The 12,108-nt window shown below is 44.6% G+C and carries 11 protein-coding genes; 7 read left to right on the plus strand and 4 right to left on the minus strand.

What is annotated here, in order from left to right; all coding sequences use genetic code 11:
* Positions 1–78: 78 nt before the first annotated feature.
* Positions 79–2,928, plus strand: a complete 2,850-nt coding sequence (locus RM553_RS04175) for a WD40/YVTN/BNR-like repeat-containing protein (RefSeq protein WP_311533696.1) — start codon at positions 79–81, stop codon at positions 2,926–2,928.
* 187 nt (positions 2,929–3,115) lie between these two features.
* On the opposite strand, the gene RM553_RS04180 is transcribed toward RM553_RS04175, so the two are convergent.
* Positions 3,116–3,406, minus strand: a complete 291-nt coding sequence (locus RM553_RS04180; RefSeq protein WP_311533697.1) for a chaperone modulator CbpM — start codon at positions 3,404–3,406, stop codon at positions 3,116–3,118.
* Positions 3,403–4,323, minus strand: coding sequence for a DnaJ C-terminal domain-containing protein (locus RM553_RS04185; protein WP_311533698.1), 921 nt, complete (start codon positions 4,321–4,323; stop codon positions 3,403–3,405). Before RM553_RS04185 ends, RM553_RS04180 begins: the two co-directional genes overlap by 4 nt.
* A gap of 265 nt (positions 4,324–4,588) precedes the next feature.
* Between RM553_RS04185 and RM553_RS04190 the strand changes: the two genes are divergently transcribed.
* The 6 genes from RM553_RS04190 to RM553_RS04215 all read left to right on the plus strand — a co-directional run bounded on the left by RM553_RS04190 (position 4,589) and on the right by RM553_RS04215 (position 10,786).
* Positions 4,589–5,251, plus strand: a complete 663-nt coding sequence (locus tag RM553_RS04190) for a succinate dehydrogenase cytochrome b subunit (protein WP_311533699.1) — start codon at positions 4,589–4,591, stop codon at positions 5,249–5,251.
* Between the two features lie 12 nt (positions 5,252–5,263).
* Positions 5,264–7,267, plus strand: a complete 2,004-nt coding sequence (locus tag RM553_RS04195) for a fumarate reductase/succinate dehydrogenase flavoprotein subunit (protein ID WP_311533700.1) — start codon at positions 5,264–5,266, stop codon at positions 7,265–7,267.
* A 69-nt stretch (positions 7,268–7,336) separates the two neighbouring features.
* Positions 7,337–8,083 carry a succinate dehydrogenase/fumarate reductase iron-sulfur subunit gene (locus tag RM553_RS04200; RefSeq protein WP_311533701.1) on the plus strand — a complete coding sequence of 249 codons (747 nt, stop codon included), beginning with the start codon at positions 7,337–7,339 and terminating at the stop codon, positions 8,081–8,083.
* Positions 8,084–8,166: 83 nt separating this feature from the next.
* Positions 8,167–9,321 (plus strand): methionine aminotransferase, encoded by a 1,155-nt coding sequence (locus RM553_RS04205; RefSeq protein ID WP_311533702.1) that lies wholly within the window; start codon positions 8,167–8,169, stop codon positions 9,319–9,321.
* 39 nt (positions 9,322–9,360) lie between these two features.
* Complete coding sequence (gene pdeM, locus RM553_RS04210; protein WP_311533703.1) at positions 9,361–9,990, plus strand: ligase-associated DNA damage response endonuclease PdeM; 630 nt, start codon at positions 9,361–9,363, stop codon at positions 9,988–9,990.
* Between the two features lie 10 nt (positions 9,991–10,000).
* On the plus strand, positions 10,001–10,786 hold the full coding sequence (locus RM553_RS04215; protein WP_311533704.1) for a TspO-related membrane protein: 786 nt from the start codon (positions 10,001–10,003) through the stop codon (positions 10,784–10,786).
* A 33-nt stretch (positions 10,787–10,819) separates the two neighbouring features.
* Here RM553_RS04215 and RM553_RS04220 read toward each other — a convergent pair whose 3' ends face one another.
* Positions 10,820–11,599: an SDR family NAD(P)-dependent oxidoreductase gene (locus RM553_RS04220; RefSeq protein WP_311533705.1), complete on the minus strand. Its 780-nt coding sequence runs from the start codon at positions 11,597–11,599 to the stop codon at positions 10,820–10,822.
* Positions 11,577–12,038, minus strand: a complete 462-nt coding sequence (locus RM553_RS04225) for a DoxX family protein (protein WP_311533706.1) — start codon at positions 12,036–12,038, stop codon at positions 11,577–11,579. Before RM553_RS04225 ends, RM553_RS04220 begins: the two co-directional genes overlap by 23 nt.
* Between the last annotated feature and the right edge of the window lie 70 nt (positions 12,039–12,108).

Genomic DNA, 12,108 nt, shown 5'->3' on the forward strand with positions numbered 1-12,108 from the left:
TGCTGTTAACAGCGATAAAAATTTTGTTCATGACAAGCTTTTGTATAATTTGACAGGCTTAACTTTTATTCCTCTAAAATGAAGCGACTCCTCTTCCCTCTTTTTCTCTTTTTCACCATTGTTCTTTCGTCTGCCCAACAACCTGCTTCCTCGGGAGCTGAAATAAAAGCAGCCATTGAACACAAATCCCGACTAAGCAATACTTCCACCGTAAAAAATCTTCCGCTTAAAAATATTGGGCCCACCATTATGAGCGGCAGAGTTGTAGATTTTGCTGTAAATCCTGAAAATCCGACCGAATTCTACGTTGCCTATGCCACCGGCGGACTGTGGTACACCAATAACAACGGGAATTCTTTCATACCTGTAACTAATAATGCGCCCACCCAGAATATCGGGGATGTGGCCGTAGACTGGAAAAACGGAAGCATCTGGCTGGGAACGGGCGAGGTAAACGCCTCCCGGTCTTCTTATGCCGGGGTGGGGATATTAAAATCTGAAGACAAGGGCGAAAACTGGCAATTTATGGGCCTGCCGGATTCTCATCACATCAGCCGGATCCTAATTAACCCGGAAGATCCTGAGGAGATCGTGGTAGGAGTCACTGGCCATTTATATTCTTCCAACCAAGAAAGAGGCGTCTTTAAAACCACTGATGGCGGAAAGACCTGGAACAAAACCCTGTTTATTAATGACCATACCGGGATTATAGATGTGGCAAGCTCGCCCAAAAATTACAACATCATGTATGCCGCAGCCTGGGACAAAGATCGCAAAGCCTGGAATTTTAGAGGCTCGGGAGAAGGCAGCGCAATTTACAAGAGCGAAGATGCGGGTGAAACCTGGACTTTGCTTAGCGATAAAGATTCGGGCTTTCCCACAGGAGAAGGTGTAGGGAGAATTGGACTATCGGTTTTTAATGATAATACGCTTTATGCCATAGTCGATAACCAAAATCATCGCCCGGCGGAAGAAGAAAAGGATAAAGAAGAAGGCCTTACCAAAGCCGATTTTGAGAATATGTCTACTACAAAATTCCTGAATATCAAAAATGAAGACCTGGAAGCATTTCTCCGGAAGAATAATTTTCAGGAAAAATATTCGGCTGAAAGTGTAAAGGAAATGATTAAAGCGGGAGAAGCTGTACCCCAAGATCTCGCACTATACCTGAAAGATGCCAATTCAGATTTATTTGAAACTCCCGTAATTGGCGCCCAGGTTTATAAAAGCGAAGATGGAGGGAAAAGCTGGCAAAAAACCCATGAAGATTACCTGGACGATCTATATTACAGCTACGGGTATTATTTCGGGATGATTCATGTTGACCCACAAAATGAGGACGCGATTTACATCTACGGAGTGCCGATTCTAAAATCTAAAGACGGAGGGAAAACCTTCACCTCTATTGACGCCGATAATGTGCATGCCGATCATCATGCCCTGTGGATAAATCCAAACAAAAGTGGCCATCTTATCGACGGCAACGACGGGGGAGTAAATATTACCTATGACGACGGGGAACACTGGATGATTAGGAACAGCCCCGCCGTAGGGCAGTTTTACTCTGTTAATGTAGACCATGCCCAGCCTTATAACATCTACGGCGGTCTTCAGGACAACGGCGTATGGGTTGGCGCGCATACCAGTGAAGAAACGACGGACTGGCAGGTGAGCGGGAATTATCCTTTTAAAAAATTACTGGGAGGAGATGGCATGCAGGTAGAAATCGACAGTCGAAACCCGAACCTTGTCTACACCGGCTTTCAGTTTGGCAATTACTTCAGGATAAACCAGGAAACCGATGAGCGGGATTACATCCAGCCCAGGCACAATCTGGGCGAGAAACCATATCGGTTTAACTGGCAGGCTCCAATTTTATTATCTCCCCACAACCAGGACATCCTCTATATGGGCAGCAACAAACTGCTGAGAAGCATGAACCAGGGTGATGACTGGACTGTGATTTCCGCAGATCTTACGGCAGGAGGAAAAGAAGGCAATGTTCCCTACGGCACACTTTCAACTATTAGTGAATCCCCTTTCCGGTTTGGCCTGCTCTACACCGGCAGTGACGATGGTGTTGTTCAGGTAACAAAAAATGGCGGTGGCAGCTGGTCCAATATTACTGCAGGCCTTCCCAAAGACCTGTGGGTCTCACGCATAATTGCTTCTGAACATAAAAAAGAACGGGTTTATGTAACTTTGAACGGCTATCGTTGGGACGATTTCACTCCTTATATCTTTATTTCTGAAGACTACGGTGAAACATGGGAAAACATTGCAGGAAATTTACCACTGGCGCCAATCAATGTGATTCGCGAAGATCCTGAAAACGAAAATATCCTCTACCTGGGCACAGATGATGGCGCGTATATTTCTTTTAACCGGGGCCAGGAATGGGAGCCTTTTAGCAACGGATTTGTAAATGTGCCGGTTCACGACCTGCGCATACAGGAAAACCAAAACCACCTGATTGTTGCCACCCATGGCCGCTCGCTGTACCTTGCCGATATCACGCCAATTTCTGAAATGAACAAAGAAAAGATTTCAAAAAAGCTCTGGATTTCGCCAGTAGCCGATATCCAGTTTTCCTCCAGATGGGGCAACAGTTACAGCAAATGGCTGGATCCTTATACTCCGGAGACTGAGTTCACCTTCTACTCTGCCTCTTCCGGCAATGCGGAAATCAGTATTAAAACTGAAGAAGGCTTCGTGCTTAAATCTTTTGAAGTTGAAGCTGAAAAAGGTTTTAACGAAGTGAATTACGATCTTTCCATTTCTGAAGAAAGGATAAATCGTTTCAACAAAAGCCTGGAAGAAAAGCTCACTGCTTCAGAAGACGAAAAATTTTACCTGCCAAAAGGCAAATATACTGTAGAGATTAAGGTAAATGGCGATTCCGCTGAAAAATCCTTCAGCATTAAATAACCCGAGAGGACAGCGGGTAAATACTCATAATTTAAAATTTATCACCACCGCCAGTTCGAGCCTGCCTGAGCGGCAGACAGGCGCAGTCCAGAATTCCTGATAGTCAAATTCTGGCTTTGACTGTGCTCAACCTGACATTTTCTTCAAAAATTAAATTTAAAGTAAGTAACTAATGGACTCTATATATTTATTCGTACAAATTTAAGCGGTTGCGCAGCTTCCTGTTTTGCTTTTGCAGTTGCTGTACCTGCTCCAGGAGTTGCTGCACCGCCTGCAAACCTTCTATATTGATGTGCAGGTCCCGGTGAAGCCGCATCATCTTTTCAAAATTCCGCAGATGGTCGCAGTGAACATACTGGGTTTCCTCCACAGTAACAACCTCAATAAGCCCACTTTCATGTAGCGAATGGATAAAAGTGTGCTCCACCTGGTATTGCGTACAAATCTTTTCTGCCGGGATGAGTTCTTCTAAATTCATGAGCGTAATTTTTGCAACTGCCTAAGCAGTTCTTTTTCCTTTTCGTTTAAATTAGTGGGCATCTTTACTTTGTAAGTGATATACAAATCCCCATACTGCCCCTCTTTTTTATACTTTGGAAAACCTTTCCCCTTCAATTTTATTCTTGTGCCAGGCTGTGTTTCGGGCTTCACCTTCAGCTTTGCCTTCCCGCCAAAAGTATCTACAGTAAGCTCGCCCCCCAGCAGCGCGGTGTAAAGATCGATCTCTTCGGTGCTGTAAAGGTTTTCCTTTTCCCGCTTAAATTTGGTGTTGTTTATAATATTGAAGGTGATAAACAGGTCTCCTTTCGGGCCGCCCTGGATACCTGGCGCGCCGTGGCCTTTTATTTTAATGGTTTGCCCATCCTCTACCCCAGCGGGAATGGTAAGCCTGATATTTTTCCCATTCACGGTAAGCGTTTGCTTCTGGCTGGTATAAACATCGCTAAGGTTTAGCTGAAGCTCGGCGTTAAAATCCTGCCCCTTAAACTGCGGCCTTCTGCCCGCGCCCCTTGTTCTCGCCCCGCCTCCAAACATTTGTTCAAAAAAATCAGAAAAAGTATCTTCCTCAAAATTCCCCGAATAGCTATAGCCCTGGCTGCCACCAAAGCCTCCATAGCCGCTGCTTCCCGCGGCAGATTGTTGCTTTCTGGCTTCTTCAAACTGCTCGGCATGTTTCCAGTCTTTCCCGTACTTATCGTATTTCTTGCGCTTTTCGGGATCGCTCAGCACCTCGTTAGCCTCGTTTATCTGCTGAAACCTGAGCTGGGCTTCCTTATCATTCGGGTTAAGATCTGGGTGGTATTTGCGGGCTAGTTTCCTGTATGCTTTTTTAATATCGGCCTGGCTTGCAGATTTATCCAGCTCCAGTAATTTGTAGTAGTCTATAAACTCCATCGCAAAACGGATTTAAGTCACAAAATAATTGCAGCATGAAATTAAGCAATTTAAGCATTGGGCCTCGTTAAGTTTTTGCAAAATGAAGGAAGATAAACCTGTTAAGTCGTACAAAAAGCCCGAACCTTAAAGGCCTGGTTCTAAAAAGTTGAAAAGCTGCCAATCTCTTTAAACTGGTTCTAAATAAGGTTCAATATAAGGATTAATACTTGCCCAAAATAAGAATGAGGCTTACTTTTGCCGTTAAATTTCTTAAAAATTCAAAATGGGTGGTTTTCTCAATTCTACAATAGCAAGAAAATTTGCTATGGCCTTATCCGGACTGTTCCTGGTCTTGTTCTTAGCACAGCATTTAGTAATTAACTTCACCTCCGTATTCGGCGCAGATGCATTTAACCAGTTTTCCCATTTTATGGGAACTAATTTTTATGTGCAATTCCTTCTGCAACCGCTTTTGATCGCCGGGGTGTTTTTTCATTTTATCCTGGGCTTTGTTCTGGAATACAACAACAGGCAGGCGAGGCATATTAAATATGTAAGTTTTAAACCCAGCACCAACACCAGCTGGATGTCCAGAAACATGTTGTTCACCGGCCTTGTGGTATTGGCCTTTTTGGGGCTTCACCTTTATGATTTCTGGTTTCCTGAAATCACGCACAAATATTTTGAAACACATCCCGATGATGCTACAAGATATTATCCAGAATTAATAGCAAAATTCCGTAGCCCGGTAAGAACAGGTCTATACGTGCTTTCTTTCATATTCCTGGCCCTTCACCTTTTGCACGGGTTTTCATCTTCTTTCCAATCGGTGGGATGGCACAACAAGTATTCTAAGGGATTAAGAGGTTTTACAGTGGCTTTTTCGATAATTGTTCCCATAGGATTCATTTTCATAGCCCTTTTTCACTATTTTAATAACGCTTAATACGTACGATTTATGGCAGTTTTAGATTCAAAAATCCCGGATGGACCTCTTGAGGAAAAATGGGAGAAACATAAAAATAACATCAATCTTGTTAACCCTGCTAACAAGCGTAATATCAATATTATTGTAGTAGGAACAGGACTTGCAGGTGGTAGCGCCGCGGCTACCCTGGCAGAACTTGGTTATAATGTAAAAACCTTCTGCTATCAGGATTCTCCAAGGCGGGCGCACTCTATCGCAGCGCAGGGAGGAATAAACGCTTCAAAAAATTACCAGGGAGACGGGGATTCAGATTACCGGCTTTTCTACGATACCGTAAAAGGAGGAGATTATCGTTCCCGCGAGGCAAATGTTTACCGCCTTGCCCAGGTTTCGGGAAATATTATTGACCAGTGTGTGGCACAGGGAGTTCCTTTTGCCCGTGAATATGGTGGATTACTTGATAACCGCTCTTTTGGAGGGGTGCTGGTTTCCCGTACTTTTTACGCGAAAGGCCAGACAGGACAGCAGTTGTTGCTGGGAGCCTACTCTGCAATGAACCGCCAGATAAACCGAGGGAAGATACTTTCCTACAACCGCCATGAAATGATGGACCTTGTTTTGGTAGACGGTAAAGCAAGGGGGATTATTGCGCGTAACATGCTTACCGGCGAGATTGAAAGACATTCGGCTCACGCTGTGGTACTGGCTTCAGGTGGATACGGGAATGTATTCTATCTTTCTACTAACGCTATGGGAAGCAATGTAATGGCGGCATGGCGCGCTCACAGGAGAGGTGCTTATTTTGCCAATCCTTGTTATACGCAAATCCACCCAACCTGTATTCCGGTTACCGGAGACCATCAGTCAAAACTTACCTTAATGTCTGAATCTCTTCGGAATGACGGTAGGATTTGGGTTCCTAAGAAAAAAGAAGATGCTCAGGCCATTAGGGAAGGCAAAAAGAAACCTACAGACCTTTCCGAAGATGAAAGAGATTATTATTTAGAGCGCCGCTATCCTGCTTTTGGTAACCTTGTGCCGCGTGATGTGGCTTCCAGGGCAGCCAAAGAACGTTGCGATGCGGGCTTTGGTGTAAATAAAACCGGTGAGGCCGTATTTCTTGATTTTGCCAGCGCCATCCAGCGTTATGGAAAAGAGAAAGCCTTTACCATGGGGCATAAAAACCCTTCAAAAGAAGAAATTACTAAATTAGGAAAAGAAGCTGTTGCGGCTAAATACGGAAACCTTTTTGATATGTATCAGAAAATCGTAGATCAAAATCCGTATGAAACTCCAATGATGATCTATCCCGCGGTGCATTATACCATGGGTGGTCTTTGGGTGGACTATAACCTGCAAACCACCATTCCCGGATGTTACGCTGCCGGAGAAGCCAATTTCTCTGATCATGGCGCTAACAGGCTTGGAGCTTCCGCCTTAATGCAGGGACTGGCCGACGGTTATTTTGTATTGCCTTACACCATTGGAGATTACCTTTCTAAAGATATAGGAACAGGAAAGATCCCAACCGATTCTGCGGAATTTGATGCTGTGGAAAAAGATGTGAGGACACGTATTGAAAAACTGATGAATGCCGGGGGCAAGAACTCTGTAGATTCTTATCATAAAAAGCTGGGGCGCATTATGTGGGACAAGTGCGGAATGGCCCGTAACGAGCAGGGACTAAAAGAAGCCCTGGAAGAAATCGTGGCCCTTAGGGAAGATTTCTGGAAAAACGTAAAAGTTCCGGGAACAGCAGCCGGAAAGAACTCTGAGCTTGAAAAAGCAGGAAGGGTGGCAGATTTCCTTGAGCTAGGAGAATTGTTCGCAAAGGACGCCCTGCACAGGAACGAATCTGCCGGAGGGCACTTCCGGGAAGAGTACCAGACTGAAGAAGGAGAAGCCTTGCGGGACGATGAAAACTTCAGGTATGTGGCAGCCTGGGAATACACCGGGAATATAGGTGAAGCCAGGCTTCATAAAGAAGAACTGGAATTCAACAATATCGAATTAAAAACAAGAAGTTATAAATAGAATTGAGATTTAAGTAGTGAGAATTTCGTTTACTCAATACTAAATACTCTTTACTCAATACCTTTAAACATGAAGCTTAACTTAAAAATATGGCGCCAGGAAAATGCCAATGCCAAAGGCAGGATGGTAGATTATCCAATAGACGGAATTGAAGGTGATATGTCTTTTCTCGAAATGCTGGATGTGCTGAATGAAAGCCTGGTGGCAAAGGGAGAAGAACCGGTAGAGTTCGACCATGACTGCCGCGAGGGAATTTGCGGATCCTGTTCGCTTCAAATTAACGGGGAGCCCCACGGGCCCGATAAGCTTGTGGCTACCTGTCAGTTGCACATGCGGTCGTTTAAAGACGGAGATACTATCGTAATTGAACCTTTTAGAGCTAAAGCCTTCCCGGTGATCAAGGATTTGATCGTAGACCGCAGCGCTTTCGACAGGATTCAGCAGGCATGGGGGTACATTTCGGTAAATACTTCAGGAAACACCATAGACGCTAACAGCATTCCCGTAGAGAAATCGAATGCCGACGCTTCTTTTGACGCGGCAACCTGTATTGGGTGCGGAGCCTGTGTGGCGGCCTGTAAAAATGCCAGCGCCATGCTCTTTACCTCGGCAGTGGTTTCTAAATACGCCCTTCTTCCGCAGGGAGAAGTTGAAGCTACCGAGCGTGTAAAGGCAATGGTAAGGCAAATGGATGCTGAAGGTTTTGGAAACTGCACCAACACCGGCGCTTGCGAAATTGAATGTCCTAAAGGAATTTCTCTGGAAAACATCGCCAGGATGAACCGTGAATTCATGAGAGCTACCACCAAAGGGTAGCCCCTCATCACCACCAAAATAATTCCATCCCGGATTCTTTCTGAATTCGGGATTTTTTATGCATCTTATTTAAAAATTAAGCTATGCCCGATTTTAGCGCACTCCCTTCAAAACTGCCAAAAGGCAAGACCAGTATCTTTTCGGTAATGAGCAGCCTGGCGCGGGAACATAACGCCATAGACCTCTCCCAGGGCTTCCCGAATTTTGATACAGACCACACCCTAAAAGAACTGGTTTTTAAAGCCATGAAAGAAGGGCATAATCAATACCCGCCAATGAGCGGCATCCCGCAGCTTAGAGAGCAGCTTTCAGCTAAAATCGACCATTTGTATGGCGTGAAATATAAAGTCGATTCCGAGATAACGTTAACCGCCGGTGCTACGGGCGCCATTTATGCCGCCATCACGGCGTTTGTTCATCCCGGGGACGAGGTGATTGTATTTAAGCCAGCGTACGACAGTTATGAACCTACCATTAAAGCCAGTGGCGGCAAAGTTATTCCCGTGCAGATGAAGGGAGAAGATTTTAAGATCGACTGGCAGGAGGTAGAGGAGATGATAACTGCCAGCACACGAATGCTTATTATCACCACTCCGCATAACCCGAGCGGCACGGTTTTTTCCAAAGAAGATATGCAGCAACTGGAAATTCTGCTGAAGGGAACCGATATCATCCTGCTTAGCGACGAGGTTTATGAGCATATTATTTTTGATGAACGCGAACACCAAAGCGCCTCCCGCTTTCCCTATTTAGCTGAAAGGGCCATTATTTGTTCCTCCTTCGGAAAAACTTTTCATAATACCGGCTGGAAAATGGGTTATTGCGTGGCCCCTGAAGCATTGATGAAGGAAATTTGGAAAATTCATGAGCTTACTGTTTTTTGCGTAAACCATCCCATGCAGCACGCCTTTGCCGAATATTTAAAAACTCCTGAAAATTACCTCCAGCTGCCCGGCTTTTACCAGCAGAAAAGGGATAAATTCCTCAGCCTTTTAAAAGGTTCTAAATTTACATCAACACCGGCCCAGGGCACCTATTACCAGATCTTAAATTATGAGAAAATCACTAATGAAAAAGATACCAATTTTGCCAGGCGCCTAACCATAGATCACAAACTGGCTTCCATTCCGCTTTCAGTTTTTAATTATAAACAAAAAGACAACAAGCAGCTGCGGTTCTGTTTCGCGAAAACTGATGAAACTTTAGAAAAGGCAGCCGAAATCCTTCATAAATTATAACCTGCAAACAGGGATTTGGCTTAAAGATTACCCCACAAAATGACCATTACCATAAAGAATAACAATTTTGAACTCCACCCATGTGGCGCGGCTTACTGGCGGGAGCAGGACATGCTGCTCATCAGCGATGCGCACCTTGGCAAAATAAGCCACTTCAGGAAATATGGCAGCGCCGTTCCCCAAAATGCCATCAGCAAAAATTTTGAAGAACTCGATGCTGTTTTTAATCATTTTCAGCCTCAGAAAATTTGTTTTCTCGGAGACCTGTTCCACAGTTCCATTAATTTTGAATGGCAGCTTTTTGAAAACTGGACGAGAGCTCTTTCTTCCGAAGTAATCCTTATTGCCGGCAACCATGATGTGATTTCTCCTTTAAAATATGAAGAACTGGGGATTCGCATCTTTTCTGAATGGCACATCCACCACTTTTTGCTCACCCATCATCCTGAAGAAAAAGATGGTTTTTTTAATATCTGCGGGCATATCCATCCCGGTTTCAGGCTAAGAGGAAGGGGGCGGCAGGCGCTTAAGCTGCGCTGTTTCTACAAATCCCCACAGCAGCTTATTCTTCCGGCTTTTGGCGAGTTTACCGGAAATTATATGATGCAGCCTGAAAAAGAAGATCAAATCTTCGCCATTACAAAAAATGAAGTAATTTTAATAGCATAACCACAGAGCCATGGCAAAAAAATATTCAATCCTGAACTTCATCTCGTTAATTTTTGCCATTTTCGCCAGCTATTATACCCAGGCGGTAGCACTTAACGGTAATACCATGCAAAGCCTGAGTGAGCGATATTTTAACCTCTTTACGCCTGCCGGTTACGCTTTTTCCATTTGGGGGGTTATTTACCTGTCACTGCTCGCCTACTGCGGTTTCCAGCTTTACCGGGCCTTTAAAAATAAAGAAACAGAGGATATCCTCGCCACCGGCCCCTGGTTCGCCATCGCCAATTTTTGTAATGCCGCCTGGATCTTCGCCTGGTTTTATGAAGCAACGGGAATCTCTGTGCTCCTGATGCTCATCATCATATTCTCCCTTATCAAAATTATTTTGAACACCAATATGGAACGCTGGGACGCACCATTAAAGACCATTGCATTGGTATGGTGGCCAATTTGTTTCTATTCCGGCTGGATTGCTGTGGCCACTATCGCGAATATTGCAGCGTATTTAGCAAAAATCAACTGGGACGGCTGGTTTTTAACTGAAGTGCAATGGACAGTTGTGATGATTCTTATAGCTACGTTGATTAACCTCGCCATGGTTTATACCCGCAATATGAGGGAATTTGCACTTGTTGGTGTGTGGGTTCTGGTGGCTATTTTTGTAAGACATTCCGCGGAAAATGAAATCCTGGCGTGGACCGCTATGGCAGGAGCTATATTGCTCTTTTTAGCTGTTGCTTACCACGGCTATAAAAACAGGGCAACCAGCCCGCTTGCCAAGATGAAGAAGTCTTGAGATTATCCCAGTTTTTATTGTTAGCATTTTCTATTATATATGTTTCACCACTCCCCCGTCTACCCTTAATGAAGCCCCGTTAGTGGCTGAAGACAATGGACTGGCCACGTAAGCCACCATATTGGCAGCTTCTTTTGGATCGGCAAAACGCTGAATAATGGAACTAGGCCGCGCCTCTTTAAAAAATTCCTTTTCAATCTCTTTCCTGTTCTTATCATTCCCGGAAGTCATCTCCTTAACTCCTTCGGAAAAAGTAGGGCCGGGCAAAATGCTGTTCACGGTAACATTGCTGCCTTTGGTGGTTTCAGCCAATCCGCGGGAAACAGCCAGCTGCGCGGTTTTGGTCATTCCGTAATGAATCATTTCCACGGGAATGTTCAGCGCGCTTTCGCTGGAAATAAAGATGATCCTGCCCCAGTCCCGTTCGAGCATTCCCGGCAGGAATGCCCGTGAAAGCCGCACCCCGCTCAGTACGTTTATCTCGTAAAAGCGCTTCCAGTCTTCATCGGTAATATCCATAAAATCTTTATTCCCAAAAACCCCTACATTATTGATAAGCACATCCACTTCGGCAATACCGGCAATTAAATCTTCAATCTCGTCAGGTTTTGCAAAATCGCATACCATCCCGTCAATTTCTGCGGAAGAATACTCCCCTCTTATTTCAGCTAAAGCCTTATCTACAGATGCCCGGGAACGGCCGTTAATAATTACCTTTGCTCCTTCAGCAACCAGCAATTTGGCAATGGCCAGGCCTATGCCCTTTGTGGAGCCCGAAATGAAAACTTTTTTATCTTTTAGTTGTAAATCCATCAATCTTCTTTTTTGATTTGGTGTCCAGCGCGAGCAGGTTATATTCCAGGTAAATCAACAGGAAAAAAATAAAGAGGGCGTAGAGCATTTGCGTGGCCACTGCTCCCCAGTCTTCTTTTAACGCGCTTCCAAAAATGAGCAACATTATTAGCACAGCCGCTGCCGCCAGTACATGTTTTGTTTTGTAACCTGCTAAAATAAGCAGCCCGATGAGAAATTCTAAAAATGGCAGAACATATGCAAAAGCTTCAGCCAGGGCCAAGGGCATAAGCGTGCCTTCAAATCCCGAGGCAAGTCCCGAAGCGAACTTTTCCAGCTTAGGAATGCGCACCAGCCCATGCAAAAGAAAATTAAGCCCCAGGGTTATCCTGGCAAGAACATAAGCAAGCTGGTGGCTGGAGATGATTATTTTTCCCTGAAAATAGCCAAGCTTTCGCATTTCCTATGTTATTAAAATGATAAAACTTGTGGTGCTGCTAAATAGTTAAAAAAATGTTGAGGTGTTGGAA

It is taken from the genome of Autumnicola tepida (assembly GCF_031846485.1).
Taxonomy (GTDB): domain Bacteria; phylum Bacteroidota; class Bacteroidia; order Flavobacteriales; family Flavobacteriaceae; genus Autumnicola; species Autumnicola tepida.

What these genes read in the sequence shown, in the direction of transcription:
- RM553_RS04225 (WP_311533706.1), bottom strand. Translation starts at nt 12,038, where the DNA reads ATGCGAAAGCTTGGCTATTTTCAGGGAAAAATAATCATCTCCAGCCAC.
- RM553_RS04190 (WP_311533699.1), top strand. Translation starts at nt 4,589, where the DNA reads ATGGGTGGTTTTCTCAATTCTACAATAGCAAGAAAATTTGCTATGGCC.
- RM553_RS04185 (WP_311533698.1), bottom strand. Translation starts at nt 4,323, where the DNA reads ATGGAGTTTATAGACTACTACAAATTACTGGAGCTGGATAAATCTGCA.
- RM553_RS04195 (WP_311533700.1), top strand. Translation starts at nt 5,264, where the DNA reads ATGGCAGTTTTAGATTCAAAAATCCCGGATGGACCTCTTGAGGAAAAA.
- RM553_RS04205 (WP_311533702.1), top strand. Translation starts at nt 8,167, where the DNA reads ATGCCCGATTTTAGCGCACTCCCTTCAAAACTGCCAAAAGGCAAGACC.
- pdeM (WP_311533703.1), top strand. Translation starts at nt 9,361, where the DNA reads ATGACCATTACCATAAAGAATAACAATTTTGAACTCCACCCATGTGGC.
- RM553_RS04180 (WP_311533697.1), bottom strand. Translation starts at nt 3,406, where the DNA reads ATGAATTTAGAAGAACTCATCCCGGCAGAAAAGATTTGTACGCAATAC.
- RM553_RS04200 (WP_311533701.1), top strand. Translation starts at nt 7,337, where the DNA reads ATGAAGCTTAACTTAAAAATATGGCGCCAGGAAAATGCCAATGCCAAA.
- RM553_RS04215 (WP_311533704.1), top strand. Translation starts at nt 10,001, where the DNA reads ATGGCAAAAAAATATTCAATCCTGAACTTCATCTCGTTAATTTTTGCC.
- RM553_RS04220 (WP_311533705.1), bottom strand. Translation starts at nt 11,599, where the DNA reads ATGGATTTACAACTAAAAGATAAAAAAGTTTTCATTTCGGGCTCCACA.
- RM553_RS04175 (WP_311533696.1), top strand. Translation starts at nt 79, where the DNA reads ATGAAGCGACTCCTCTTCCCTCTTTTTCTCTTTTTCACCATTGTTCTT.